General features: G+C 64.2%; 28 protein-coding genes. 13 read left to right on the top strand and 15 right to left on the bottom strand.

What is annotated here, in order from left to right; genetic code table 11:
* The 8 genes from B0G74_RS20655 (at position 1) to fliR (ending at position 6,598) form a co-directional block, all read left to right on the top strand.
* A complete protein-coding gene (locus tag B0G74_RS20655) occupies positions 1–1,491 on the top strand; it encodes a flagellar hook-length control protein FliK (protein ID WP_132376614.1) in 1,491 nt (496 codons plus the stop codon).
* 507 nt (positions 1,492–1,998) lie between these two features.
* Entirely contained in the window at positions 1,999–2,505 is a 507-nt protein-coding gene (fliL, locus tag B0G74_RS20645) for a flagellar basal body-associated protein FliL (protein ID WP_132376613.1), read from the top strand.
* A 65-nt stretch (positions 2,506–2,570) separates the two neighbouring features.
* Positions 2,571–3,569 carry a flagellar motor switch protein FliM gene (gene fliM, locus B0G74_RS20640; protein ID WP_132376612.1) on the top strand — a complete coding sequence of 333 codons (999 nt, stop codon included), beginning with the start codon at positions 2,571–2,573 and terminating at the stop codon, positions 3,567–3,569.
* Positions 3,562–4,026, top strand: coding sequence for a flagellar motor switch protein FliN (fliN, locus tag B0G74_RS20635; RefSeq protein WP_132376611.1), 465 nt, complete (start codon positions 3,562–3,564; stop codon positions 4,024–4,026). Before fliM ends, fliN begins: the two co-directional genes overlap by 8 nt.
* A complete protein-coding gene (gene fliO, locus B0G74_RS20630; protein WP_207915669.1) occupies positions 4,023–4,634 on the top strand; it encodes a flagellar biosynthetic protein FliO in 612 nt (203 codons plus the stop codon). Before fliN ends, fliO begins: the two co-directional genes overlap by 4 nt.
* A gap of 44 nt (positions 4,635–4,678) precedes the next feature.
* Positions 4,679–5,458 (top strand): flagellar type III secretion system pore protein FliP, encoded by a 780-nt coding sequence (gene fliP, locus B0G74_RS20625; RefSeq protein ID WP_243658236.1) that lies wholly within the window; start codon positions 4,679–4,681, stop codon positions 5,456–5,458.
* A 50-nt stretch (positions 5,459–5,508) separates the two neighbouring features.
* Positions 5,509–5,778: a flagellar biosynthesis protein FliQ gene (fliQ, locus tag B0G74_RS20620; RefSeq protein WP_106284814.1), complete on the top strand. Its 270-nt coding sequence runs from the start codon at positions 5,509–5,511 to the stop codon at positions 5,776–5,778.
* 37 nt (positions 5,779–5,815) lie between these two features.
* Complete coding sequence (gene fliR, locus B0G74_RS20615; RefSeq protein WP_132376609.1) at positions 5,816–6,598, top strand: flagellar biosynthetic protein FliR; 783 nt, start codon at positions 5,816–5,818, stop codon at positions 6,596–6,598.
* Positions 6,599–6,693: 95 nt separating this feature from the next.
* Here fliR and flgL read toward each other — a convergent pair whose 3' ends face one another.
* The 12 genes from flgL to flgB form a co-directional block, all read right to left on the bottom strand.
* Entirely contained in the window at positions 6,694–7,917 is a 1,224-nt protein-coding gene (flgL, locus tag B0G74_RS20610; protein WP_132376608.1) for a flagellar hook-associated protein FlgL, read from the bottom strand.
* A gap of 10 nt (positions 7,918–7,927) precedes the next feature.
* Positions 7,928–9,901 carry a flagellar hook-associated protein FlgK gene (flgK, locus tag B0G74_RS20605; RefSeq protein ID WP_132376607.1) on the bottom strand — a complete coding sequence of 658 codons (1,974 nt, stop codon included), beginning with the start codon at positions 9,899–9,901 and terminating at the stop codon, positions 7,928–7,930.
* A gap of 269 nt (positions 9,902–10,170) precedes the next feature.
* A complete protein-coding gene (locus B0G74_RS20600; RefSeq protein WP_207915668.1) occupies positions 10,171–10,944 on the bottom strand; it encodes a flagellar brake protein in 774 nt (257 codons plus the stop codon).
* Positions 10,945–11,281: 337 nt separating this feature from the next.
* Complete coding sequence (flgJ, locus tag B0G74_RS20595; protein WP_132376605.1) at positions 11,282–12,274, bottom strand: flagellar assembly peptidoglycan hydrolase FlgJ; 993 nt, start codon at positions 12,272–12,274, stop codon at positions 11,282–11,284.
* Between the two features lie 12 nt (positions 12,275–12,286).
* Complete coding sequence (locus B0G74_RS20590) at positions 12,287–13,483, bottom strand: flagellar basal body P-ring protein FlgI (RefSeq protein ID WP_132376604.1); 1,197 nt, start codon at positions 13,481–13,483, stop codon at positions 12,287–12,289.
* A 2-nt stretch (positions 13,484–13,485) separates the two neighbouring features.
* Entirely contained in the window at positions 13,486–14,184 is a 699-nt protein-coding gene (flgH, locus tag B0G74_RS20585) for a flagellar basal body L-ring protein FlgH (protein ID WP_132376603.1), read from the bottom strand.
* Between the two features lie 37 nt (positions 14,185–14,221).
* Positions 14,222–15,010: a flagellar basal-body rod protein FlgG gene (flgG, locus tag B0G74_RS20580; protein WP_012434703.1), complete on the bottom strand. Its 789-nt coding sequence runs from the start codon at positions 15,008–15,010 to the stop codon at positions 14,222–14,224.
* A gap of 84 nt (positions 15,011–15,094) precedes the next feature.
* A complete protein-coding gene (gene flgF / locus B0G74_RS20575) occupies positions 15,095–15,853 on the bottom strand; it encodes a flagellar basal-body rod protein FlgF (RefSeq protein ID WP_132376602.1) in 759 nt (252 codons plus the stop codon).
* 20 nt (positions 15,854–15,873) lie between these two features.
* Positions 15,874–17,385: a flagellar hook protein FlgE gene (locus B0G74_RS20570; protein ID WP_132376601.1), complete on the bottom strand. Its 1,512-nt coding sequence runs from the start codon at positions 17,383–17,385 to the stop codon at positions 15,874–15,876.
* A 43-nt stretch (positions 17,386–17,428) separates the two neighbouring features.
* Entirely contained in the window at positions 17,429–18,142 is a 714-nt protein-coding gene (locus B0G74_RS20565) for a flagellar hook assembly protein FlgD (RefSeq protein ID WP_132376600.1), read from the bottom strand.
* 10 nt (positions 18,143–18,152) lie between these two features.
* Positions 18,153–18,578, bottom strand: coding sequence for a flagellar basal body rod protein FlgC (gene flgC / locus B0G74_RS20560; RefSeq protein ID WP_012434707.1), 426 nt, complete (start codon positions 18,576–18,578; stop codon positions 18,153–18,155).
* A gap of 93 nt (positions 18,579–18,671) precedes the next feature.
* The gene (flgB, locus tag B0G74_RS20555; RefSeq protein WP_132376599.1) at positions 18,672–19,166 is read right to left on the bottom strand and encodes a flagellar basal body rod protein FlgB; all 495 of its coding nucleotides are present in this window, start codon (positions 19,164–19,166) and stop codon (positions 18,672–18,674) included.
* A 217-nt stretch (positions 19,167–19,383) separates the two neighbouring features.
* Between flgB and flgA the strand changes: the two genes are divergently transcribed.
* The 5 genes from flgA (at position 19,384) to B0G74_RS20530 (ending at position 22,894) form a co-directional block, all read left to right on the top strand.
* Complete coding sequence (gene flgA / locus B0G74_RS20550) at positions 19,384–20,898, top strand: flagellar basal body P-ring formation chaperone FlgA (protein WP_132376598.1); 1,515 nt, start codon at positions 19,384–19,386, stop codon at positions 20,896–20,898.
* 201 nt (positions 20,899–21,099) lie between these two features.
* Positions 21,100–21,453 carry a flagellar biosynthesis anti-sigma factor FlgM gene (gene flgM, locus B0G74_RS20545; protein ID WP_132376597.1) on the top strand — a complete coding sequence of 118 codons (354 nt, stop codon included), beginning with the start codon at positions 21,100–21,102 and terminating at the stop codon, positions 21,451–21,453.
* A gap of 94 nt (positions 21,454–21,547) precedes the next feature.
* Positions 21,548–21,994, top strand: a complete 447-nt coding sequence (locus B0G74_RS20540; protein ID WP_132376596.1) for a flagellar protein FlgN — start codon at positions 21,548–21,550, stop codon at positions 21,992–21,994.
* A gap of 310 nt (positions 21,995–22,304) precedes the next feature.
* Positions 22,305–22,487: a type II toxin-antitoxin system HicA family toxin gene (locus tag B0G74_RS20535; protein ID WP_132376595.1), complete on the top strand. Its 183-nt coding sequence runs from the start codon at positions 22,305–22,307 to the stop codon at positions 22,485–22,487.
* Positions 22,484–22,894, top strand: a complete 411-nt coding sequence (locus B0G74_RS20530) for a type II toxin-antitoxin system HicB family antitoxin (protein ID WP_132376594.1) — start codon at positions 22,484–22,486, stop codon at positions 22,892–22,894. The genes B0G74_RS20535 and B0G74_RS20530 overlap by 4 nt, the downstream gene beginning before the upstream one ends.
* Positions 22,895–22,954: 60 nt before the next feature.
* On the opposite strand, the gene B0G74_RS20525 is transcribed toward B0G74_RS20530, so the two are convergent.
* From B0G74_RS20525 to flhF, 3 genes are read right to left on the bottom strand one after another with little or no spacing between them, the layout of a single operon-like run.
* Positions 22,955–23,689 (bottom strand): RNA polymerase sigma factor FliA, encoded by a 735-nt coding sequence (locus B0G74_RS20525; RefSeq protein ID WP_132376593.1) that lies wholly within the window; start codon positions 23,687–23,689, stop codon positions 22,955–22,957.
* A gap of 27 nt (positions 23,690–23,716) precedes the next feature.
* On the bottom strand, positions 23,717–24,586 hold the full coding sequence (locus tag B0G74_RS20520; RefSeq protein ID WP_132376592.1) for an AAA family ATPase: 870 nt from the start codon (positions 24,584–24,586) through the stop codon (positions 23,717–23,719).
* Positions 24,579–26,552, bottom strand: a complete 1,974-nt coding sequence (flhF, locus tag B0G74_RS20515) for a flagellar biosynthesis protein FlhF (RefSeq protein WP_132376591.1) — start codon at positions 26,550–26,552, stop codon at positions 24,579–24,581. Before flhF ends, B0G74_RS20520 begins: the two co-directional genes overlap by 8 nt.
* Between the last annotated feature and the right edge of the window lie 255 nt (positions 26,553–26,807).

Genomic DNA, 26,807 nt, shown 5'->3' with positions numbered 1-26,807 from the left:
ATGTCGCTTCTTTCACAGATCGGCTCGCTGCTCGGCTCCGCCAGCAGCACGTCAACCAGCGCGGCCATCGCCGCTGCGGCGAACGCCAAACCGTTCTCGCAAACCCTGCAGCAGAGCATCGACCAGCAGAGCAGCGCGGCTGCGCTGAGCGCGAGCCAGCAGCAGGCTGCGGCTGCGGCGTCGTCAGGCTCATCGTCGTCTTCGTCGAGCGTGCACGACGCGCCGCCGCCGGCCGATCCCGCACCGAAAAGCGCCGACGACGCGAGCAACAGCAAGGACACCAGCAAGCCGACGAGCTCGGCTTCGTCCACGGCTTCGTCGGGCGATACGCAACAGGCTTCGACCGACAAGACGAACGCCACGCCGGCGAAAACCGGCAACACGGCGAACCAGACCGACGCGGGCACCGCGGCGGCAGCCGCTGCCGCTCAGGCCCAGGCACAAGCTCAGGCCGACGCGAACAGCGCCAATACGCCGACAACCGCCGACCCCGCAGCAGCCTTGACCGATGCCGCGACCACGCTACCGGGCACGGCCACGGACGCTACGACCGGCGGCACGCCGGGCAAGGAATCCACCGCCACCGATCCGAAGTCACTGCAAGACGCGCTGCAGGCAGCGTTGGCCGCATTGGCGAACGGCCAGGGCGTTCCCGCGCAAGCACTGGCGAGCGGCGCAGCCGCAAGCGCCGCGACCTCGGCAAACGGCTTGGCTGGTACGAACACTGGGCTGAATGGCGCCACCGACGGCAAGAGCCTGGCGGCTGGCCTGTTCGGCGACGGCAAGGGATCGACTGCATCGAAAGCCGCGATGACGACGGCGGCGACGACCGTGGCCGACCCATCGGCGGCCGCAAAAGCGGCGGCTGACGCAATGACGGCGACGGCAGCCGGAGGCACGCAAGCCGACGATCTCGCCTCTTTCAAGAGCGCGACGGATGCAGCAACAGCGGCGCTAGCCGCTTCGCAAGCCGCGGCGAGCGCAGCGAGCACGACGGCAGCCGTCCAGACCACTGGCAACGCCGGCGCGGCGGAAGCGGCGAACGCGCTGTCACCGCAGGTCGGCACGACTGACTGGGAAGACGCGTTGAGCCAGAAGGTGGTGTTCCTGTCGAACGCACATTCGCAGAGCGCCGAGCTCACCTTGAACCCGAAGGATCTGGGGCCGCTACAGGTTGTCTTGCAGGTTGCCGATAACCATGCACATGCGTTGTTCGTGTCGCAGCACCAGTCCGTGCGCGAAGCCGTCGAAGCCGCGCTGCCGAAGCTGCGCGAGGCGATGGAATCCAACGGCATCGGCTTGGGGAGCGCGAGCGTCAGCGACGGCTTTGCGCGCCAGAGCGGCCAACAGCAAAGCGCCGACTCCGGCCGTTCCGGCGGCCGCTCGAGCGGGAGCGGATCGTTTGGCGGCAGCAGCGGCACAGACGCGATCGACACGGCGGTCAACGTACCGGTGCGCCGCACGGTAGGCCTGGTCGACACATTCGCTTGAGATTGTGCCTTGAGCGCCGGCATTCGCCGTGCGCCAAAGCATTTGCCGAACATTGATTTTGCAGACAGTTGATCAGCGGCGCCCACCAAAGGGCGCCGATTTGCGTCGGGCGGTTAAGTGAAGTACCGCCACGGCGCGCGTAGCGTCGCCGGAAGAATGAGCGCCTTGTCACTCACGCGGAATGCGCGAGAACACTGATTCCAGATGCACCACTACTGCGACTGCGCGAGGGGCCCGCTTATGAGCTGGCGGTGTGAAGCGGCTTTCTTTGCCTACTTTCTTTGTTGCGGCAAAGAAAGTAGGTGCCGCCCCGCACAGGGGCAACGCCAATAGACCACAGCGACCTCAAGGAAAGGCCAACACCCCACAGCGGACCAAAAGAAAAGCCCAACAAAAAAGCAAAAACCAGAGATAACCCTCAATCCCCCTTCTTTTCGACCCATCGCGCCGCAGGAAAATCAACAACAATCACCATCACCAGCACTAAAGGCAAGCAAAGCAAACCTCATGGCAACCACAACCGCACCCCAGCAAGCCGCGCCCGCCTCTCCGGGCCCGATGAAGCGCATCATCCTGATCGTCCTCATAGCGATCATTGCCGCGGGCGCAGCCGGCGCGGGCGTGTGGTTCTTCATGTCGAAGCGCGCCCCCGCCGCCGCATCGGCTGAAACCGCCAGCGCGCCAGCGCCACTCGCCGCTCCGCTGTTCTTCCCGCTCGAATCCATGACCGTGAATCTGCAATCAGACGACGGCCAGCAGCATTTCCTGCGCATCGGCCTGACGCTAAAACTCACCGACGCCAAGACCCAGCAGGAGCTGACAGACCACATGCCCGAAGTGCGCAGCCACATCCTGCTCGCACTCTCGAACAAGCACCCTGACGAACTCGCGCCGCTCGAAGGCAAGCGCGCGCTCGCCACGGAATTGCGCACGCTGATCGAGCAGCCGACCGACAAGGGCGCCGCGCCGATCCATGTCCAGGACGTGCTGTTCACCGAATTCGTCGTGCAGTGACGCCGGTCGTGACGTTAATCAGCGCTGCCATCATCAACCGCCACGGGACGCACGAGGAATAAGGAATGGGCCACGAAGAGTTCATGTCCCAGGAGGAGGTCGATGCCCTCCTCAAGGGCGTAACCGGTGAAACCGACTCGGAAGCCGAGCAAAGCGACCGTGCGGGCGTACGGCCTTACAACATCGCGACGCAGGAACGCATCGTCCGCGGCCGGATGCCCGGCCTTGAAATCATCAACGACCGGTTCGCGCGTCTGTTGCGCGTCGGCATTTTCAACTTCATGCGGCGCTCGGCGGAAATCTCCGTCGGTCCGGTGAAGGTGCAGAAGTACAGCGAATTCACCCGCAATCTGCCGATCCCGACCAACCTGAACCTGGTCCACGTGAAGCCGCTGCGCGGCACATCGCTGTTCGTGTTCGATCCGAACCTCGTGTTCTTCGTGGTCGACAACCTGTTCGGCGGCGACGGGCGTTTCCATACCCGCGTCGAAGGCCGCGATTTCACGCAGACCGAGCAGCGCATCATCAACAAGCTGCTGAACCTGGTGTTCGACAACTACACGGCCTCGTGGAAGAGCGTGCGTCCGCTGCAGTTCGAATATGTGCGCTCGGAAATGCACACGCAATTCGCCAACGTGGCGACGCCTAACGAAATCGTCATCGTCACGCAGTTCTCGATCGAGTTCGGCACGACCGGCGGCACGCTGCACATCTGCATGCCGTACTCGATGATCGAACCGATCCGCGACATCCTCTCGTCGCCGATCCAGGGCGAGGCGCTCGAAGTCGACCGCCGCTGGGTCCGCGTGCTGTCGCAGCAGGTGCAGGCAGCGGAAGTGGAACTGACCGCCGACCTGGCTCAGGTGCCGGTCACGTTCGAACAGATCCTGAACATGCGCAAGGGCGATGTTTTGCCGATCAACATCCCCGAACACATCACGGCGAAAGTCGATGGCGTGCCGGTGATGGAATGCGGCTACGGAATTTTCAATGGTCAGTATGCGTTGCGGGTCCAGAAGATGATCAGCGCAGCCGAAACGATGAAGGAAGGTGGATATGAGTGACCTGAACGCAAAAACTGAGGCCGAACTGGCCGCTGGCGAGCCGCAATTTGCCGCCGACGCAGCCGCTGCCGAAGACGACGCGGCCATGGCGGACTGGGCCAGCGCGCTGGCCGAGCAGAACGACAATACGGAAGTCAGCGCAACGACGGCGGGCGTGTTCCAGCCGCTGTCGAAAGTCGAGCCGACCTCGACGCGCAACGACATCGACATGATCCTGGACATTCCTGTTCAGATGACCGTCGAGCTCGGCCGCACCAAGATCGCGATCCGCAATCTGCTGCAACTCGCGCAGGGTTCGGTGGTGGAACTGGACGGCATGGCCGGCGAACCGATGGACGTGCTGGTCAACGGCTGTCTGATCGCGCAGGGCGAAGTGGTGGTGGTGAACGACAAGTTCGGTATCCGTCTGACCGACATCATCACGCCGTCCGAACGTATCCGGAAGTTGAATCGATGAAACGCGTTGCCGGTCGCGCCGTGTTGCGCACTGTTCTGAATCGCGCTGCACAGGCCGCGAACGTCGTGGCGGCGCTATGCGCCCCGGCGTCGATCTTCGCGCTGCTCGCACCGTCGGCCGTTCACGCGGCGGACATGAACGCGGTCAACAACGCCGCGAAAATCGCCTCGGGCGTCGGCGCGGGCACGGCTGTTCCGGCGCTCGGCGTCGGCGCGGTATTGCAAACCATCGTCGGCCTGCTGGTCGTGATCGGTCTGGTGTTCGGTTGCGCATGGCTCGCTCGCCGCTTCGGCTTGCAGCCGGCAAACCGCGGCGGTCTCGTGAAGACGGTCGGCGGCGCCTCGCTCGGCGGCAAGGAACGGGTCGCGGTGGTCGAGATCGGCGATACGTGGCTCGTGCTCGGCACGGCGCCCGGCAACGTCCGTCTGCTTCACACGATGCCGGCTGGTTCGGCCGCCATCGATCCGCTCGGCGCCACGCAGCCCGGTCCGGCAAGCACGCGGGCGACGGGCACGGCACTCCCAGGCACCTTCGGCCAACGCTTTCGCGACGCTTTGAAAGGCGAAGTGGGCAAACGTTTCAACGGGCAAGGCGGCGGGGTTCGGTAATGCAGTTCAGTCTTACTTCGGCGCGTCACGCGCAATCCGCTCGCATGTCCAGCACCTCCTCGAAAGTGATTTCAGCCGTGCGCCGCGTTGCGCCTGTCGCGTTGCCGGCGCTGATGCTCGTGCTGCCGACATTGTCGTTCGCGCAAACCGCCGGCTTGCCGGCCTTCAACACGAGCCCCGGCCCGAACGGCGGCACGACCTACTCGCTGAGTGTGCAGACGATGCTGCTGCTCACGATGCTGTCGTTCCTGCCGGCGATGGTGCTAATGATGACGAGCTTCACGCGCATCATCATCGTGCTCTCGCTGCTGCGCCAGGCGCTCGGCACGACCACGACGCCGCCTAACCAGGTGCTCGTCGGACTCGCGCTGTTCCTCACGTTGTTCGTCATGTCTCCGGTGCTCGACAAGGCCTACACTGACGGTTACAAACCGTTCTCCGACGGCACGATTCCGATGGAGACCGCGGTGAACCGCGGCCTCGCCCCGTTCAAGACGTTCATGCTGCGCCAGACCCGCGAAAGCGACCTCGCGTTGTTCGCCCGCATCTCGCACGCCGCGCCGATGCAAGGTCCGGAAGACGTGCCGCTGTCGCTGCTGGTGCCCTCGTTCGTGACGAGTGAACTGAAAACCGGCTTCCAGATCGGCTTCACGATTTTCATTCCTTTCCTCATCATCGACATGGTGGTGGCGAGCGTGCTGATGTCGATGGGTATGATGATGGTGTCACCCGCGACCATTTCGCTGCCGTTCAAGCTGATGCTGTTCGTGCTGGTCGACGGCTGGCAATTGCTGCTCGGCTCGCTTGCACAGAGCTTTGTTTAACCGCGCTTTTTAACCGCGCCCGCGCCCTTCACGCTTCCGGTCCCATCGCCATGAATCAAGAATCCGTCATGACGCTCGCGCACCAGGCCATGTATGTCGGCCTGCTGCTCGCCGCGCCGCTGCTGCTGGTCGCGCTGGTGGTCGGTCTGGTGGTGAGCCTGTTCCAGGCCGCCACGCAGATCAACGAAAGCACGCTGTCGTTCATTCCGAAACTGCTCGCGATTGCCGTCACGATGGTGGTCGCCGGCCCGTGGATGCTCACGACCATGCTCGACTATCTGCGCCAGACGCTCACCAACATTCCGACGCTCGTCAACTGAGCGCGGCGCCGGCTCTCACCTTCCCTTCCGACCCGCGATGTTCTCCGTTACCTACGCGCAACTGAACGCCTGGCTCACCGCGTTCCTGTGGCCGTTCGTGCGTATTCTCGCGCTGGTCGCCACCGCACCGGTGCTCGGCAACCGCTCGCTGCCGATCCGCGTGAAGATCGGCCTCGCGGCATTCGTCACGATCATCGTCGCGCCCACGCTCGGCGCGCTGCCGCAAGTCACGGTGTTTTCCGCGGAAGGCGTGTGGATCATCGTCAACCAGTTCCTGATCGGCATCGCGCTCGGCATGACCATGCAGATCGTGTTTCAGGCGATCAGCGCGACGGGCGATTTCGTCGGTCTCGGCATGGGGCTCGGCTTCGCGACTTTCTTTGACTCGCAGGCAGCCAGTTCGAGCCAGGTGCTGTCGAGCTACATGAACACGATCGCCATGCTGGTGTTTCTGGTGATCGACGGCCATTTGCAGATGATCAGCGCGCTGCTCGCCACGTTTCAGTCGGTGCCGGTGTCGGCGAACATTCTCGGCGCGCCCGGCTGGCGCACGCTGGCGAACTTCGGCAGCACCGTGTTTTCGGCGGGCCTGCTGTTGTCGCTGCCGGTGGTCGCCGCGCTCCTCATCACCAATCTCTCGCTCGGCATACTGAACCGCGCCGCGCCGCAAATCGGCGTGTTCCAGATCGGCTTTCCGCTGACCATGCTGATCGGCATGCTGCTGCTTCAGTTGATGACCCCAAACATGATTCCGTTCTTCATACGGCTCTTCGACGTCGGCCTCGATCAGATGGGGCGCGTGGCGGCGGGGTTCAAATAGCACGCTTCGCTCGCCGCGCAGTGCAATGAAAAAAAGAAGGGCGGAACCGGCTCACACCGGCTTCCGCCCTTCCCCGTTTCAGACTGCTCGTGCTATCAGTTCAAGTACTGGAACAGCGAGATATTCTGAATTTTCGCGAACGCCTGCTGCGCCGCTTGCAGTGCGGCCTGCGTCATCGTGTACTTGCCGATCGTCTTGACCATGTCGGTCTGCGTCAGATCCGCGAGATTGCTCGACGTCTGCAGCGTGTTGGTCTGCGTGACCGTCTGCAATGCCTGCACTTCCTGCTCGCGGCCACCCACTGCTGCTTGCGCCGTCACGACGTTGTTCATCGTGTTCTCGAGCTGGGTCATGCTGGTGGTCAGCGCGCTCTGGAAGCTGGCCGTCGAAGCGCCGCCCGACACCGGCGTTTGCAACGTGGTGATCAACTGGCTCAGATTGGCGAACACGTCCATGCTGCCTTGCGTGGCCGGCGTCACCGTGAAGCTGTCGCCCGCGTTCGGCGCGCCGGTGATCGACACCGACTGGCCGCCGAGCGTGATCGCCGAACCGGCCGTGAACGCTTGCGGCGCGCTCGTGGTCACCGCGCCGGTCGCCGGATCGGTCTGGCTCACGGTATAGGTGGTCGCCGACGAGAAGTCGATCGAATACTTGTCCGCGTTGGTCGGATCGGTCGGGTTGTTCAGGCTCACCGTACTGATCACGCCCGTGCCGGTGTTGCCGGTTTTCGCGGCCGGCACGGAACTGGTGCCGATCGGCGCAACGCTGCCGAAGATCGCAATGCCGTTGTCGCCGGTCTGCACCACGTGCGAATCGGTGATCTGCACGCCGGGCGTGCCGGTGTCGCCGGAATAGGTCACGACGCCGGCCGAATTCGTGGTGTACGGCTGCGCGCTGCTTTGATAACCGGCGAACAGGTAGTTGCCTTGCGGGTCGGTCGAATTGGCGAGCGTCATCAACTGGCTGCGCAAGCTTTGCAGTTGCGTCGCGATTGAACCGCGGTCGCCATCGTTCAGCGAACCGTCGCCGGCGCGCAGCACCAGCGTATGGATGGTTTGCAGCACCGTGTTGACGCTGCCGAGCGTGGTGTCTTCCTGCTGCAGCGAAGCCAGCGCGGTGCCCTGATTGGTCGTGTATTGCGACAGGGTCGTCGCCGTCGAGCTCAACTGCACGGCCTGCGCCGCGCCGAGCGGATTGTCCGATGGCGTGGAGAGGCTCACGCCGCTCGAAATCTCGGCATACAACTGCGACAACTGAGCTTGCTGATCGCTCATCGTCGCGACGTTCATGTTGAAGTACTGCGTGCTGGAGATGCGCATTGTCAACGCCTCACTGGAAGATGCCGAGTATCGTCTGGAACAGGGTCTGCGCGGTCTGGATGACCTTGCTGTTCGCCTGATACAGCTGCTGATACTGAAGCAGGTTGGCTGCTTCTTCATTGATGTTCACGCCGGAAACCGACTGCTGCGCGGTGGTGATCTGCGTCACCAGCGAGCTTTGCGCGGTGCTCGACGTCTGAATCTGGTTGGTCTGGTTGCCGATATTGTTGACGTAGTTCGCATACGCGCCCGTCAGCGTGACCGTGCCGCCCGACAGCGATTTCGCGGTGGACAGATTCGACAGCGCCAGTGCGTTGCGGCCGTCGTTGTTCGCGCCGGTGTTCGGGCCGATGGTGAACTTGTCGCCGGCAGCCGGTGCGCCGCTGATCGTCACCGAGACGTTGTTCATCTGGCCGGCGGTCGTGTTATTGATCGTCAGCGAAGCGCCGGTGGCCGACGAATACGGCACCACGGTCGTCGCGCTGGTGATCGAATACGTGGTAGCGGGGGAACCGGCCACCGTCACCGTCGAACCGACCGGGAAACCGGACAGGCCCGTGCCGTCGTACGACAGCGTGGTGGTCGAGTTCGGCATGGTGTAGCCGGCCGTCACCGTGCCCTGCGTGATCGTGGCGGTGCCGGTGTTGCTCGAGGCGGCCGCGCCCAGAACTGGCGCGGCGGCGGCGATGGCCGATGCGTCGGTGGTGGCGGTCGCGAAGCTGTTCAGCGCGCCGCGGGTCGGCTCGACCGTGAACGAGTCGCCAGGATTCATCGTCCCGGTGGTCGAGAAATTCAGGCCGTTGATCGGCTGGCTCAGGTTGGTCGCCGAACCCACCACGCTGCCCGTCGAATTGTCGGTCAACGTGTAGGTGGTGCCGTTGTAGGCGAGCGTGTAGTCGCCGGTGGTCGGTTGCGTGGGATTCGCGAACGACACGTTCAGCGACGCATTGCCGGTGTTCTGCGTATTCGCATAGACCGTCGGGCCGCCCACTGAGAACAGCGCGCCACCCTTGGCGCCGGCGAGCGTAATGCCCAGCCCGTTTTGCGCGTTGACCTGCGCGGAGAAGCTCACGGCGATCGCGCCGAGTTGCGCCTCGCCCGGATCGAGCGTCTGGCTGCGGAACGCGAGCAGGCCGCCGAGCGTGCCGCCGTCGATCTTGCTGTCGGGCAGGTTCTGCGGCGCGGCTGCCGGGTTCGCACCCGCCTGGCCGAGATACTGAACGGACAATTCGCTGGTGTCGCCGGTCGAAGGCGCCGTACCCAGGTTGTAGCTGTTGTTGGAGGACACCAGCGGCTGGCCGTTGCTCATGAAGACGCTGTAGCTGCCGTTGCTGTTCACGACGTTCACGCCGATCAGTTGCGACAGGTTGGACACGGCGAGATCGCGCTGATCCATCAGCTGGTTCGGCGGCTGGCCTTGCGTGCTGGCCTGGGCGATCTGACCGTTCAACTGCGCGATCTGCTGCGTGAAGCTGTTGATCTGCGAAACGGTGTTGGTGAGCTGCGTGTTGACGCTCTGGCGCAGCGCGTCGTATTGCTGACCCGCGGCGTTGATCTGGTTCACCAGCGTCTGCGCGCCGCTCATCGCGGTCTGACGTGTAGCCAGGCTCGACGCGTTGTTCGAGACGTTCTGCAAGCCGGTGAAGTAGCCGGTGATCGCGCTCGCAATCCCGGCGGTCGGGCTGCCGATCAGATTGTTCAGTTGCGAGATCAGCGTGTTGTACGTCGACAGCGCGCTGCCCGAGCTCTGCGCATTGTTCAGCTCAGTGGTCAGATACTGGCTGTACTGGCGCGTCACGGTCGTGGTCGAGACGCCTTGCGGCAGATAGCCCGAGCCCGTGTACTGGCCACCGCTTTCCGCATACACCGGCCTTTCGATGGTGTAGCCGGGCGTCGACGCGTTGCTGATGTTCTGGCCGGTCGTCGTAAGTCCCCACTGGGCTGCGTTCAGTCCACTGAGGCCGAGATTGATGAGATTGGACATGCGTCATCCTGAAGGGCGACACCGTACACATGCCGCCGCGTTACTTGAACATCTTGTTTAACGGCCTCAACAAGGAAAAATTGAGGTCATTCCGATGCGTGTTCGACGTTTGTTTCAACGTTTGCGAGGCTTGCCTGCCGGGCTTGTCACTCATCGCGCAGAGACGCGCGCCGGTACGGAAAACAGGTGACAAGGAAGTGACGATGAACCGGCAAGCGGACACGGTGCGCAAGCCACCCCTCTCACGCACCGCGGATCCAACATTTCAATCAGCGCACCAGCGAACGGCGCTTCATCTCGAGCTGCGTGATCAGACGTTGCAGCGTGTTTTCCGCGCTGCCCGGCAGCGTCAGAAAGCGGAAGCCGAGCTGAAAACGCTGCGTGCCATTCGGCAACGCGGTGGAGCGATGCGACACGAGTTGCAGATCGAGCGAGAGCCGGCCGAGCGCGCCGAGCGCCAGCTCGCAATCGAGCAGGCGCGTGCCCATCGGCAATTCGGCCACGCGTTCGTCCGCGGTGCGCATGCCGACGCCGCCGAGCGACAGGTCGTGCACTTCAAAGCGGAACGAATCGCCTTCGGGCAAACGGCCGGAGCATACGTACGGATCGAGAATCGGCGCATCGACGCGGAAGTACTCGCGGCGCTGCACGTAAAACAGCACCTCGGGGAAATCGGCCTCGAATGCGGGCAGTCCTTCGAAACGGGTCTCGCGCGGCGTGCTGGTGGCGAATTCGACACGCACGCCGTCCGGCTGCGCGTGGAACTGGCAGCGCGGCGCACTCAGCAAGCCTTTGTTCTGATCGGACAACGCGCCCCAATCGAACGTGAAGCTGCGGCCGCGCACGTCGACGTCGAGTAGACGCGTGACGAGCTGTCCGCCTGCGTATTGAACGGTGAGGAAATCGCCGCGATTGACGAGATTGCGCAACTGGACGCCGATCTCCAGCGGATTGCGACGGCCAAAATCGTTGCCGCCTTCGTCGGTCGGAGCGTGCAGCTGGCCGTGTGTGTCGGTCTGGCCGTTCGACTGGGTAGTATCCATGGGCTTGCCGGTATGCATGTTCTTGCGGGCGCGTGCCAGGGCTCCTGCCGGGGCTTTCGCGCGGTCTTCATCGAAGCCGCAGCACGCGCATCCCAACCGGACATTACAACGCTTTCCGGTATTGGGTCTAACTGATTAGCGGCAGCATCCGGCCAAAATTTAGGGGCCTGTAATGAATTATTTGCCGCAAACGTTAAAACGCGCCATGCCTCTCGCGGGTGGACCGGCCGCCCGTGGGCGGCCGGCCTCGTCCGTCTTGCCATGCACCTGGCCCCGTCGCGTGCATGGTTTTGATTCGGTTAAGTGATCGGTTGATTCGAACTGCGGTAACTGCGGATCAGCCCATCTTCTGCATGATGGACATCAGTTTTTTCGCGTAGTGCGGATCAGTCGCGTAACCGGCGCGCTGCATGCCATTCGCGAAGCCGTTCACGTCATGCGCCGAATTGATCACCTGCGCGTAACGCGGATTGCCCTTGAGCAGGCTCGCGTAATCGGTCATGGCTTCCTGATACGAGTCGTACGCGCGGAATTTTTCGACAACGCGCTGCGGCTTGCCGTTCACATATTCGGTAGTGACCGTCGACACGGTCTTGCCGGTCCAGTCCTTGCTCGCCTTGATGCCGAACACGTTGTGGCTGGTCGAGCCGTCCGCCTTCTTGATCTCGCTCTTGCCCCAGCCCGATTCGAGCGCGGCCTGGCCGATGATGAAGCGCGCCGGAATGCCGGTCGCAGCGCTGGCGGCTTGCGCAGGTTGGGCGAGCTTGTCGACGAAAGCGTCGACCTTCGGCGAGCTGCCGTCGCCTTTCAGCGGCGGAGTGAGCGCGCTGTTGGCCGAGTAGCCCTTGCCCATCGCCAGTTGGCCGTTGGCCTGCGCATTGCCGTACGCCTTGGCGAGCGCGTTCAGCGCCGCGGTCTGGCCTTCGTCGCCGCCGCCGCTGCCGCCGCCCAATGAGTTAGCCATGCCGGTCAAACCACCCGCACCGCCGCCCACCTGCATGCCTTGATTGCGCATCAGTTGCTTGAGCATTGCGTCAGCCACGCCAATGCCCTTTTGCGACATCTGTTGCGACAACTGCTGATCCATCATCGACGTGAAGGTGGCGCTGTCGTGCGAATCGAACGGACCGTCTTGCGGGGTCGCGTCGCGCATGCTCTTCAACATCATCTGCGTGAACACCGCGTCGAACTGCTGCGCGGCCATCTTCATGCCGGCTTGCGGCGATGCCTTGGCTTGCGCGCTCAGCTTCGCGAAACCCTGCACGTCGAGCGCGAAGCGCTGGGTCAGGTCGTTCGCCGAAGCGGCGGAATTGGTCGTATCCGAATTCATCCTGTGTCTTCCTTAGATGATTTCCAGGTCGGCGCGCAGAGCGCCCGCCGCTTTCATCGCCTGCAGGATCGACATCAGATCCGCGGGCGTCGCACCCAATGCGTTGAGCGCCTTCACCACTTCGGCGAGATTGGCGCCGGCTGTCACCAGCTTCAGTGCGCCGTTGTCCTGCTTCATCTGAATTTGCGACTGCTTGGCCACCACCGTCTGGCCGTTCGAGAACGCGCCCGGCTGGCTCACCACCGGCTGCGTATTGATCACGACCGAGAGGTTGCCATGCGCCACCGCGCAGTTCTGCAGCGTGACCATCTGATTCATCACGATCGAGCCGGTGCGCGCGTTCAGGATCACCTTCGCGGCGGCTTGCGCCGGCTTGACGTCGAGGTTCTGCAACTGCGCCATGAAGGCGACCTGCTGCTCCGGATCGCTCGGCGCGCGCAGTTGAATCGTGCGGCCGTCGAGCGCGGTTGCCGTGCCGCCGCCGAACGCGTTGTTCACCGCGGCCACCACGCGCTGCGTGGTGTCGTAGTCCATTTCGTTCAGGTCGAGCTGCATCGTGCCCGCTTGCGACACCGAAGTCGGCACCGCGCGTTCGACAATCGCGCCGCCGGCGATGCGGCCCGCGGCCAGCGTATTCACCTGCACCTTGCTGCCGTTGGCGCTCGCGCCGGCACCGCCGACCGCGAGATTGCCCTGGCCGAGCGCATACACCTGGCCGTCGGCGCCCTTCAGCGGCGTAAGCAGCAGCGTGCCGCCGCGCAGGCTCTTCGCATTGCCGAGCGACGACACGGTCACGTCGATTGCTTCGCCGGGACGCGCGAACGGCGGCAGCACCGCCGTCACCATCACCGCGGCGACGTTCTTCAGCTGGATGTTCGACAGCGACGACTGCGAGTTGCTCGAACCCGCCGCCTGGTTGTTGATCGAGATGCCGAGGTTCGCCAGCATGTTGGCGAGCGTCTGCGTGGTGAACGGCGTTTGCGTGGTCTGGTCGCCCGTACCGTCGAGGCCGACGACGAGGCCATAGCCGATCAGCGGATTGTCGCGCACGCCCTGGATCTGCACGAGGTCCTTCAGCCGTTCGGCATGAGCAGGCGTGGCGGCCGGCAGCGCCGCGCAGGCAAGCGCGACGAAGGCCAGCGCACGGCCGAAACCGGCGAATCGTGCGAGGCGGATGCGGATGCGCATACGGAAGAGGACGGTACGCATGATCACCACGGCGACACGTTGAGGAAGAAGCGCTGCAGGAAGCCCATGTTCTCGGATTCGTCGATATAGCCCTTCGCGGAATATTCGATCTTCGCGTCGGCCACCTGGGTCGAGTACACGGCGTTCAGGTTGGAGATCGTGTTGGGATTCACCACGCCCGAAAAGCGCACGAATTCATTGCCCTGGTTGATCAGCATCTGCTTTTCGCCGCTGACCATCAGGTTGCCGTTCGGCAGCACGCCGGTCACCGTGACGGTGATCACGCCGCTGAACGTGTTCGACGCATTCGCGCCGCCCGTCGCGGCGAACTTGTTGGCGCCGTTCGCACTCAGGTTGACCTTGCCGAACAGGCCGCTGAGAAAGCCGGAGGTCGGCACGTCGAAGTTGGTGTTGCCGCTGCGGTTGACGCCCGCGCCCGAGGACTTGGTCGCGTTGACGTTTTCCTGGATCACGATCGTCAGGATGTCGCCGACATTGCGCGGCCGCTGGTCTTCGAACAGCGGCCGGCCCGCGTAACCCGGGTTGTAGATCGAGCCCGGCGACTGCGCCGACGGCGGCATCGGCGGCAGCGCAGTCATCGGTTGCTGCGTGATCGGCTGCTTCGGCACGAGGCCGCAGCCACCCAGGGCCGCGAGCAGCGTGAGCTGCACGAGCGCCTGAGCGGTGCGCGAATGAACCGGATTGCGAGTGAAGTGCGACATCATCATTACCGCCTGTTAATTCCCAGTCCCTCGAGCCTTAAACCTGCATCTGGCTCAGGGTCTGCAGCATCTGGTCGGAGGTCGTCACGGCCTTGCTGTTGATTTCGTAAGCGCGTTGCGTCTGGATCATGTTCACCAGTTCCTGCACCACGTTCACGTTCGATGCTTCCACGTACCCCTGATTCAGCGTGCCGGCGCCGTTCAGGCCCGGCTGCGCGACGTTCGGCGCGCCCGACGAAGCAGTTTCCGCAAACAGGTTTTCACCCTTCGCATCCAGACCGGCCGGGTTGATGAAAGTCGCGATCTGCATCGAGCCGAGCTGCTGGCTGTTGGTCGAGCCGGCCACGGTGATCGACACCACGCCGTCGCTGCCGATGGTGAGCGAGGTCGCGTTGTTCGGGATCGTGATCGCCGGGATCACCTGGTAACCACTCGATGTCACGAGCTGGCCTTGCGCGTTGGTCTGGAACGAACCGTCGCGGGTATAGGCGGTCGTGCCGTCGGGCATCTGCACCTGGAAAAAGCCCTGACCGTTGATGGCGACGTCTTTCGAGTTGCCGGTCTGTTGCAGATTGCCCTGCGTGTACAGACGTTCGGTAGCAACTTGCTGCACGCCCGTGCCGAGCTGGATGCCGGACGGCAGTTCGGTGTTCTGCGTCGAGTTCGCGCCCGGCTGGCGGACGGTCTGATACAGCAGATCCTCGAACACCGCGCGCGAGCCCTTGAAGCCGTTGGTGCTGACGTTCGCGAGGTTGTTCGAGATCACGTCCATCTGCGCCTGTTGCGCATTCATGCCGGTCGCGGCGATGTAGAGTGAGCGATTCATGGTTCTTCTCCGGTGTCGATCGGTGTTGGCGCTTTAGCGCCTGCTCCGATCTCATGCAACTTGTTTGCTGCGCCTACGCGCCCGTTAGCTAAAGCTGAGCAACTGGTTGGCGGACTGGTCGTTCTTGTCGGCGCTTTCCAGCAGCTTCGTCTGCATCTGGAACTGGCGCGCGTTGGTGATCATCGAGACCATCGCGCTGACCGGATTCACGTTGCTGCCCTCTAGCGAGGCCGGCGCGAGCGTGACAGCCGGATCGGCGTCGGCGGCATTGCCGTCGGCGGTGCGAAAGAGGCCATCGTCGCCGCGCGTCATGGTTTGCGGATCCGGATTCACCAGCTTCAACTGATCGACCGTCACCACGGCCGTCGGCGGATCGCCCGGCGTCAGCGCGGACACCGTGCCGTCCTTGCCGATGGTGATTTCCGCGCCCGGCGGCACCGACACCGGGCCGCCGTTGCCGAGCACCACCTGATTGGTGGCGTTCACAATTTGGCCGTTTTCGTCGACATGCAGATTGCCGGCGCGCGTGTAGGCCTCGCCGCCGTCGGCGGTTTGCACCGCCAGCCAGCCCGGTCCCTGAATCGCCACGTCGAGCGGGTTGCCCGTCTGCTGGATCGGCCCGGGCGTGTAGTCCGCACCCGGCGTCGACGACAGCACGAAGGTGCGCGTGGTGTTGTCGTTGATCGAACTGCCGTCGCCGAACGACATCGGCACGGCGCGGAAAGTCGCCAGTTGCGCGCGAAAACCGGTGGTCGATGCGTTGGCCAGGTTGTTCGCGACGATTGCCTGCTGTTCGAGCGCCTGCGTACTGCCCGACATCGCGGTGTAGATCAGCCGATCCATGATGGGTTAGTCCCGGTCGCTTACAGGTTGATCAGGGTCTGGTCGACGGTCTGCTGGGTCTTGATCGTCTGCGCGTTCGCTTGATAGTTGCGTTGCGCGGTGATCAGGTTCACCAGTTCGCTCGTCAGATCGACGTTGGAGTTTTCCACCGCGCCGCCTTGCAGCACGCCGTGGTTGGTCGAGCCCGGCGCCGAAATCTGCGCGACGCCCGAAGCCGAGGTTTGCTGGAACTCGTTGTTGCCGAGGTTCACGAGACCGTTCTGGTTCGAGAAGTTCGCCAGCACGATCTGGCCGAGAGCCGCGGTTTGCTGGTTCGAATAGTTGCCGGTCAGCGTGCCGTCGGCGCCGATCGTGAAGCTCGTCAGCGTGCCCGCGGCGAAGCCGTCGGGCTGCAGCGAGTTCACGCCGTCCTTGCCGCCGAACTGCGTCGTGCCGGCGATGTTCAGCGTCAGCTTCTGCGGCGTCGACGAACCGTCGGTAGTCGGGATCGAGAAGTTGTAGGCAAACGGCGTGGTGGTGGCGACACCCGACGCGTCCGTCGTGCCGAGCAGCGTGCCCGACGAGTTGAAGTTCGCGTGGCCGACCAGTTGCGCCGTGCCCGTCGAGGTGCCGGCGTACACGTTCCACGTACCGGCCGACGTCTTGGCGAAGTACATGTTGACCGTCTGCGAGCCGCCGAGCGTGTCGTAGACCGTCGTGCTGGTCGAGTAGTTGTACGTCGACGAGCTGTTCTGGTTGAACGCCACCGGGGTCGGCGCGATCGCAACGCTGTCGCCGGTCGCCGGCACGCCGTTGAACGTGATGGTCTGGCCGTTGCCGAGCGAGATCGCCGTGCCCGCCGTGTAGGTCGCGGCGGCGGACGTCGTGCCGAGCGTGGTGTCGGTGACCGTGTAGGTCGTCGGGCTCGTGAAGTTGACGGTGTAGCTGTCGTTGTTCGTGCCCGAAGCGGTGTTCGTGATGGTCGCGCCCGGCGTCGTCAGCGTGCTGCCCGTGACGAGCGTCGGCGTGACGGCCGGCGTGCCGAGCATCAAAGGATCCTGCGCGTTCAGGTTCAGGCCGGCCGTGATCTTGGTGGTCGCTTGCGGCGCGATGTTCGCGGTCGGCACGGTGAGCGGCACGGTCTGCGCGGTGTTGATGATGCCCGAGCTGTTCGCGGCATAGCCCATCAGCTGCAGGCCTTGCGCGTTGGTGATGAAGCCGTTCTTGTCGAGCTGGAACACGCCGTTGCGCGAGTACACCAGCGAGCCGTTATTCGACAACTGGAAGAAGCCGTTGCCGTTGATCGCGACGTCGAGCGCCTGGTTGGTGCTAGTGATCGTGCCTTGCGAGAACTGCTGCTGGACTTCGGCGAGCTTGGTGCCGATGCCGACCTGGTTGCCCACCGCGGTCGCCACGGAATTGGCGTACATGTCGGCGAATTGCGCAGCGCCGCTCTTGAAGCCAACCGTATTCGCGTTGGCAATGTTGTTGCCGATCACGTCGAGGTCGCTCGACGATGCTGACAAACCACTCAAACCTTGTTGGTAACCCATGACGGTCTCCGTATCTGGAAAGTCGTAACTGACAGAATCTGAATCAGAGGATGGCGGCGACGCTGGTCAAGCCGACCGTCGAGCCGTTCGACAGCACGAGGCCCGGCGTACCGTTGGGCTGCATGACGACGCTTTGCACCGTGGAGCCCGTGAGCGTGGTGGCCGTGGCCTGTTGACCGTTGATCGTGCCGACCGCGCTGATCGTGTAGGTGCCGTCCGGCAGCGCATTGCCGGCCGTGTCGGTGGGCGTCCAGCCCACCGGAATCGTGCCGGCCGACTGCTTGCCGAGGTCGATCGTGTTGACGATCTGACCTGCCGAGTTCTTCACGACGACCTGCAGATCGCCCACCGAGTTGGCGAGCTGCACGCCGAACGCGGCGGCCTTGCCGCTCGCGACCGCGACCGAGCTGCCCGGGGCGAGCACGGTCGAGCCGATCAGCAACGCGGCTTGCGACTGCTGTCCCGCCGACATTTGCGTGGCGAGCGAGCTGAGCGTGGTGTTCAACTGGCTGATGCCCGAGACCGTGTTGATCTGCGCCAGCTGTGAGGTCATCTGCGAGCTGTCCATCGGATTGGTCGGGTCCTGGTTCTTCAACTGCGCGACGAGCAGTTGCAGGAAGGTGTTCTGCAGATCGGTCGCCGAGGTGCCGGACGTGCTGCCCGTCGAACTCGAGGCACTGTTCGTGCCGTTCATCGTGTCGAGCAGCGTTTGCGACACAGTCGTGCCGCTGCCGCCAATGGTGGTGTTGGTGGTCAAGGAGCTCTCCTCAGGTTCCGATCGTGAGCGTTTTCAGCATCAGTGTCTTGGCGGTGTTCAGGGTCTCGACGTTGGCCTGGTACGAGCGCGAGGCCGAGATCATGTTGACCATCTCCTGCACCGGATCGACGTTCGGCAACGTGACGTAGCCGTCCGAATTCGCGGCCGGATTGCCGGGGTCGTAGGCGGTCTTCATCGGCGTCGGGTCGTCGACCACGCCGGTGACCTGCACGCCGCCGACCTGCTGGCCGGAAGCCGTGCGCGCGCCGCCGAGCGGGCTGACCGCGAACACGACCTGCTTGGCCTTGTACGGCTGGCCGTCCGGGCCGGTGGTGCTGTCCGCGTTGGCGAGATTCGACGCCGTCACGTTGAGCCGCTGCGACTGCGCCGACATCGCGGAGCCTGCAACACCAAAAATGTTCATCAGGGATGGCATGTTTCCTGACTTCTCCTGCCGGTTCGAACCGGCTCAAGTGTTAATCCCGTAGCGATTGTTCTTGCGTACTGCTGAGTCTGTCGCCGTGGCTTCTTACGAGCCCGACTGGATTGCCGACAGCATCGTTTTGATCTGGCCGGATAGCACCGTCATGCCCGATTCGAAGTGCAACGTGTTGTCCGCGAACTGCACCCGCTCGGTATCGATGTCGACCGTGTTGCCGTCGAGCGCGGGTTGCGTCGGCACGCGGTATTGCAGGTTGCCGTAGTCGTCGGACGTGCCGCCGGTCGGCGTCAGCGTCGACTTGCCGGCCATGTGGCCCGGCGCGGTCGACACCATCGACATGCCGCTCGTCACACCCGCGGGCTGCATCATCGCCAGCGTCGCGTTGTTCGACGCGGCGGTTCCAGTAGCGCCGCCGCTCTTCTTCAGCGCGCCGGCGAGCGACGAGGCGAAGTCGACGTCGCGCGCCTTGTACCCGGGGGTATCGGCGTTGGCGATATTCGACGACAGCAGCTCCTGCCGATAGGCGCGTACATCGAGCGCTTCACGGCCAAAGGCGAATTCGGCATCGAGTTTGTCCAGCATAAGAATCTCCGGAGAACGTTCCCGAGGCTTCCCGTGCATGCCTCGCGTGAGGACTGCACCAGGCGGGAAGACCTTTTTGCATGAGGTGCATCTTATGGGCCGAACGCAAGCGGCAATCGGACGAATAACCGGGAAAGGGGGCTTCTATTCAACGTTTGCGCAATGGGGGCGCTCACTAGAATGCAAGGCGTACCGATGTATTCGATGGAGAACCACGATGGACCAGCCCGCCTTCGATCCGACGCACCGCGCGAATTGCGCGGCGGCGCATCGCGTGGGTGCGGGCGCTGGCGTCACGCGGCGTGCCGCGCGCACGGCCTCGCGTCTCCTGATTCGCCTCGTGGTGAGCCTGACGGTGTGGGTCGCCGGCGGCATCGTGCTGCTGCCGGTCAACGCGCAGGCTCAGGAAGCCGGCGGCCCGATCGTGATTCCGGGTCCGGGAGAAAAGAATCCGGCTGCGCTCGCGGATCTGGCCGAGCACATGCAAGCCACGCCTGCAAAGCGCACTGGCTCAGCTGCAACGTTGGCCGCCGCCACCGCGCAGTCGCTGACGCCGAATTCCACGGCTCGCGACGCCGATTCATTCACGCGCGCCGCCAATGCGAGCGGCTCGATCGTCATTCCGGGCGCGGGCGAACCGCCGGCCGCGCCGCAAATGATTCGCACCAGCTTCAAGCCCGACGCCAGCGGTGTCGTGACGATTCCCGCGCCGGGCAGTGGCAATGCCAACGCCATGGATGGCGTCGCACGGGTCAACGTCGTGCCGGGTTCGCGTCAGGCGGTTCCGGTCGTGGTGACGCCTGCGCCGCAGGCGAATGGCGCACGGCAAGCCGCGGGCGTTCAGCCGGTGGCCGCCAATGCGCCGCTCAACGCAGCCGCTGGGGCCTCCGCGGCAGCAGGATTCGATAGCCTCGCTTCACGCGGAGAGCCGCCGCAGTTGGGCGCGAATGGCAAGCCCGTCGCGACCCGGGCGACTGTCGCGCCGGCTGCGACGACCGCGTCCGCACAGGCTGCTATCGCTCGCACACCGACGGTGCGGCAAGTCGCTCCCGCCGTCGCGCAACAGAATCTTCGCCCCGCGACGCTCGCGCCAGCTGCGCCGCTGCCCGGCCAGCAAGATCCAGAAGCGATCCGCAGCGCCGCGCTCGCGTTCCTGCAGCAGCAGTCCGCCGGTTTGCCCGGCAAGGTCGACATCACCGTGGCGCCGGCGTTTCCGCGCGGTCTCGCAGACTGCACGATGCTCGAACCGTTCATGCCGAGCGGCGCGCGCCTGTGGGGCCGCATGACCGTCGGCGTGCGCTGCGCGGGCGAGCGCCCGTGGACCATTTATCTGCAGGCGCGCATCTCGCTGCACGCCACCTACTATCTGGCCGCACGTGCCATGGCGCCGGGCGAAGTGCTCACCGCCGCCGACCTCGTCGCACGCGACGGCGACCTGACCGGCTTGCCCCAGGCCATTGTCACGGATCCGTCGCAGGCGGTCGGCTCGGTCACGCTGACGCGCGTCGCCGGCGGCATGCCGCTGCGCCGCGACATGCTGAAAAGCGCGTCGGCGGTATCGATCGGACAGACGGTGCGGGTCGTGGCGGCCGGCGATGGTTTCGCGATTTCGGCGGAAGGCAGCGCGATGAACAATGCGTCGCCGGGCCAGCAGGTGCGGGTCAAGACGGCCAACGGCCAGATCATTTCCGGCATCGTGAAAGACGGCGCGACCGTGGAGATTCAGCTGTGAACCGCCGGGCTGCGCACGTCCTGCCGGTTCATCGCTTAAGGCCCGTCCCGACTTGCGCCAGCGGCGCGGCGGGCAGCGCCGAAATCAGGCCGGTCAACGGGCCGGCCGGAGATGTAAGGAAAGGTAACGCCTTGATCGATTGCGCTAAAGTTTTGATCAGCGGTAGCCGTTATAAGGATCAAATCGTTCAGGAAGCCAATCGTGAAAGTCGATTCCACAACCAATTCGAATCTGCCGACGTTGAAAGACGCCCTGTCCCGTTCGCAACAAAGCGACGCGACGACCGCGAACAGCAACGCGCAGAATGCGGGCACGGCCTCGCAGACCACCACCAGCGGTTCGGGCGATGCCAGCGTCAGCCTGTCGGGTCTGTCGCAGCATCTGCGCAGCCTCGCGGCGTCCGGCTCGGCCGATATCGACACGGCGCACGTCGAGTCGATCAAGCAAGCCATCAAGGACGGCTCGCTGAAGATCGATTCCGGCAAGATCGCCGACGGCGTGCTGAACACCGCACGCGAACTGTTGCAAAGCAAAACCTCGTCGGCCGGCAACTGATCGACGCATCGAAGTACGGTGAAGTGCCGGGCGGCGTTCGACAAACCCGGCTCGCGGAGCATTCGCGAGCCGTCGTGTTCAGCGAGTTGTTGAGATGAAAGACGCCCTGCTTGCCACCCTCATCGAAGAATATTCGGCCGTCGAGGCATTTGCCTCGATTCTGACGCTCGAGACCAAGGCGCTGACTGCCTTGTCGCCGCTGGAATTGCTGCCGCCGATCGTCGAGAAGAAAACCGAACTGATCGGCGAGCTCGCCAAGCTCGAAGCCACGCGCGACGGGCTGCTCGCCGAGCTTGGCTTTCCGGCCGGCTGGCCCGGCATGGAGCTCGCGGCCAGTACCGACGCACGAATCGCCGAGCAATGGTCGCTGCTGCAGAAAGCCGCCGAACGCGCGCGGCGCTGCAATACCAGCAACGGTGAATTGATTCGCGTGCGCATGGACTACAACCAGCGGGCACTCACAGCGCTGCAGGTGGCTGTGCCGCAGAAGGTCGGTTTTTATGGTCCAGATGGCCGGATTCCGGCGCGTCCCACCGTGTAGAGACTGTCGTTGGACCCGCGTGGCCTGACGCGCGGGTCTGGCTGAAACAGCTGTATTAAAAGGGCTCGTCTTTTGACGAGCCCTTTTTGCTTTTCAGGCATTCCGTATCGGTCACGCCGCCCTCCTTCCCACCCACGTTAGCCATCCGGCCAGATGGCGCGGAATCGCCACCCGCGTTGAAATCACGGCTTCCCCCTTACTGAGTCACTCCGTCGTCCCGGGCTTTTTCAAAGTTATCCGGACGTGCATCAACGGAGTGCTAAGCACTAGCGAGGTTGTGTAATGGTGTGTATGATTCGAGGAGTGCAGTATGAAAAGTGCCGAGGTCGTGAAACTCATTCAAGCGGCGGGTTGGCAGCTGGTCCGCATATCGGGCAGCCACCATCATTTTCGTCACGCGGCAAGATCCGGTCTCGTGACCATCCCGCATCCGAAGAAAGACCTTCCGCCCGGCACGTTGAACAGCATCCTGAAACAGGCGGGCCTGAAATGAAAAACCTGACTTTCCCCATCGCGATTGAACCGGGTAGCGCGGATCACGCGTTCGGCGTCATCGTGCCCGACATTCCGGGCTGTTATGCGGCAGGCGACACGCTGGAGGAAGCCTACGCGAACGCCAAGGAGGCTATCGAGGCACATCTGGACCTGCTGCTCGACGAGGGCTTGCCGATTCCCGCGCGACGAACGCTGCAAGAGCATCGGCGCAATCCGGACTATGCGGATTTCACGTGGGGACTTGTCGCCACCCGGAATATTCCCGCCTTGAAGAAAGCGGTACGTATCAATATCTCGCTGCCCGAAGCGCTGGTCCAGGAGATCGACACTTATGCCCAGGCGCGCGGCATGTCGCGCTCGGCCTTTCTGGCACTGGCCGCGGAACATGAAATGGCCGAGGCATGAGGAAAAGCGGATGCGCGACGCCCCGCTCACCGCTCATTCATACCATCGAGTACTCGAACTTCAGGTCGCCTCGGCGTTCGCCCAGGCCATCTCGCGCAAGCGCGTGCGCAAACGGGCCACGGCCTGGCTGTGCAACTGGCACACCCGTGATTCGCTGACTTCCATCACCGCGCCGATTTCGCGCAGGTTCATGCCGCGTTCGTAGTACAGCGACATCAGCAGCTTCTCGCGATCCGGCAGGCGGTCGATCGCCTCCACCAGCGCCGAGCGCAGGCTGTCGTCGAGCAGCGCCGACAGCGGGTCCGAGTGATCGACACAGTAGCGGTCGAGGAACGGCTCGTCGTCCGCCGAACGGTCGAAGTCTTCGTAATAGATCAACTGGCTGCCGTGCAGATCCTGCAGCATCGACTGATACTCGTCGAGCGGCATTTGCAGGTGCTCGGCAATCTCCGTTTCGCTCGCCGAGCGGCCCAGGTTCTGCTCCACCTTGTGCACCGCCGTTTCCACTTCACGCGAGGTGCGCCGCAAGCTGCGCGGCAACCAGTCGTTGCTGCGCAACTCGTCGAGCATCGCGCCGCGAATCCGCTGGCTGGCGTAAGTCTCGAACTGCGCGCCCTGGTCTTCCTTGTAGCGGCTTGCCGCGTCCAGCAGTCCGATCATGCCGGCCTGGATCAGATCGTCGAGATCGACGCTCGCCGGCATCTTGGCGACGAGCTGCAAGCCGAGGCGACGCACGAGCGGTGCGTACTTCGTCAGAACTTCGGCTTGGGAAATCTTTCCCTGAGCGTTGTACATCGTGCTCCCCTTGTCCTTGTGCCGCCTCTAGGCGTGCTGCGCAGACGGTTGGTCGGCGTGTTGCGCCGCTGTAACTGTCGCAGGCGCCATCCACGGCGTTTGCGACGACATCGCTGGCCGCATCGGCCAGTACTGCAATTCGGCCGCGAGGTGCCGGAAGTCGCGCGCAGCCGGTGTCGATGGAAACGCATCGACGACACAACGCGACAACTCCAGGGCTCGCGCCATCCGCCCGTCGGCGGCAATACAACCGGCGTCTTCCAGCGCCACCGTCAGGTAGCGCCCGGCCACGCCGGCCAGGTTTGCAAACGCGGTATGGGCGTCGTTCACGCTCTGCACGTGGTTCACCAGCACGCGGAACTGCGCGATGGCGTGCCCGTAGTGCAGGCGCTTCATGCATGCGTACGCGTCGGTGATCGCCTGCGCGGCCATGCGCGTGACGATCATCACGTCGTGCGCCTGCATCGCGAGCGCCGACAGGTGGCCTTGCGGATCGAGTTGCGCGTCGATCAGCACGACATCGGCGGAGCCCCGCAACACCACACCGAACTCCGCAGCCGTATGGCCTTCCCGGTTAGGACGCGAGGCGGCCAGCACCGAGAAGCCGAGCGCGTGCCGCGCGGCGGCGTCGTCGAGCGTCATCTCGCCACGCATCACGGCGGCGAAATTGCCTGCGCCGCGCACGCCGCCGAGCATCGCGCTCACCGACTTCTCGCCGAGGCATTCGTCGATTACCAGCACGTCTTTACCTTGCTGCGCCAGCGCGGCGGCGAGGTTCACCACCGTCGTCGTCGAGCCGACACCGGCCGAGCCGCTCGTCACCGCAATCACGCGCGAGCCGCTGCGAGCCAACATCCGCCGCAGTCCTTCTGCCTGATCGGAGATGAGCTTATCCAAAGCGGACCTCGTGCAACTCGGACGTGGAACGCGCGGACAAAGCGGACAGCAAAGCCGGAATGTCGTCGTCGTGTGGCACGAATGGCGAGTTGTCGCGCGGTATGCAGAAGGCGCTCTTGATCAGGAATTTCCTCGTCGCGACGTACAGGTTCTCCGGCACCTTCTGACCGGTCGACACGTAGTGCACCGGCAGCTTGTAGCGGATCACCGTATCGAGCACGCCGCCTAGATTGGTGGCTTCGTCGAGCTTGGTCAGAATGCAGCCGGCGAGCGGCTGTTGATCGGGCGCGCGCTGATAGGCCTGCACGACTTCGTTGAGCGTGTCGCCGTGACTCGTTGCGTTGAGCAGCAACAGGCGCTGCACCGGCTGACCAGCGTGGCACAGCATTGCGATCTGGTCGGAGACGAGGCGGTCGCGCTGGCTCATGCCGATCGTGTCGATCAGCACGATGTGCTTGTTGCGCAGTTCGGAGAGCGCGAGTTGCAGGTCGGCACCGTCCTTCACTGCGTGCACCGAAACGCCGAGAATCTTGCCGAAGATGCGCAGTTGTTCGTGGCCGCCGATCCGGTAGCTGTCGGTGGTGAGCAACGCGACCTTGCTGGCGCCGAAGCGCATCACGCAGCGCGCGGCAAGCTTGGCGGTGGTCGTCGTCTTGCCGACGCCCGTCGGGCCCATTAGCGCGAACACACCGCCGCGCTCCATCAGCGCGTCTTCGTCTTCCATCACCGGCAGGTTCGAATCGAGCACCGAGCGGACCCAGTCCATGCCGCCTTCCATGTTCTCGACGTCGTCCGGCAGGTTGTCGACCATCATCTGCACGAGCTGCGCGGAGAAACCGGCGGCGAACAGATGCTTGGTGAGCGAGGCGCGCACCGGATTGCGGCGCTGGCGCTCGCCCCACAGCAAGCCGGCGAAGTGTTCTTCCATCATCCCGCGCATCGACGACAGTTCGCTCATCACGGTGTCGTTGACGACCTGTTCCATGCGCGCCTTGATAGCTTCGGCGACCGAAGCGGGCGTGCGGGCGTCATCGCTCGAGGACGGCGCGGGTGCGTTTTTTTGCGCGGCGCGGCGCGCGGCGGCTTGCGCGCCTTCGCGCGCCCAGTCGGGCGTGTCGACGGCTTGCGGCGCGGGGGTCTTGCCCGGCTCGACGGCGGCGCCGAGACCCTTGGCCATCGCGGCGGCCGGCGTCATCGCCGCGGGGCGCGCGCTGTATGCGCCTTGCGGCTGCTGTTCGGCGGCGATGCGGCGCGCGTGGTCGATCAACCATGGATTCGATTCGGCCATCGTGCGCGGCGTTTGCGCATTGGAGCTCGGCGCGCTCGGCGCGGCCGGTACGCCGGCCGCTTTGAGCAGATCGGCGCGGATGTCTTCGGTGAGACGTGACGCCGCGGCGCGGGCGCTCGGTTGTTCGAGGGCGATCGGTTGCGACGGCAACGCCGCTGCTGGCTTGACCGGTGCCGCTGCCTTCACCGGCGCGGCTGGCAGCGCTTTGGGCGTGCCCGCCGATGCGGCCTTCGGCGCGTTCGCGGCCGGCTTCATGATGGCGGCCGGTGCGTCGCTCGCGTCTTCATCGGCGTGGCTGGAATTGGCGTGGACCGAGCTGTTGCCCGCATTCTCCGCGCCCGCTTCCGGGCTTGCGCCGAACACCGACGAGAACACATCGGGCATGCCGCTCGCATACGGATTCGCCTGCATCGCCGATGTTGCCGGCATGGCGCGCGGTGCGGCGAGCGCCGGTTGTCCAGCCATGACATTCATCGATCCAGCCTGCGTTGCGCCGGCGCCGGCGCGCGGAACCTTCGGCGTGATGGCGGCGAGGTCGCTGTCGGCCAGTGCGACGATCTCGACGCTGCCGTCGTCCATCGTGCGATTGGACAGTACGACGGCATCCGCGCCCAACGCTTCGCGCACGAGACGCAGCGCATCACGACTGGTAGCACCGACAAATTTACGAATGTTCAAGCTGGACCCCCGATGAGGTAAACGGACTAACGGACCGGCAACATACCGCTTCCCATTGAGATCATTATTGCGAAACCCGTCGAGTCACGATCGATGGATAAAGACCGTTAAACGTGGGCAATTCGGGCGATGGAAACGCGCCGCAAGTCATGCGCACGGCGGTTTTAAACATGTCTTTCCCGCGCGCGCGGCGGCGCTTTCGCGAACGCGGCATGGACTCCGCCGTCCGCTCGCGGCATGAAAAGTCAGGCGCCG

Source organism: Paraburkholderia sp. BL9I2N2 (genome assembly GCF_004339745.1).
Lineage (GTDB): Bacteria > Pseudomonadota > Gammaproteobacteria > Burkholderiales > Burkholderiaceae > Paraburkholderia.
The sequence above is the reverse complement of the archived record's forward strand: the minus strand, read 5'-3'. Positions and strand labels throughout refer to the sequence as shown.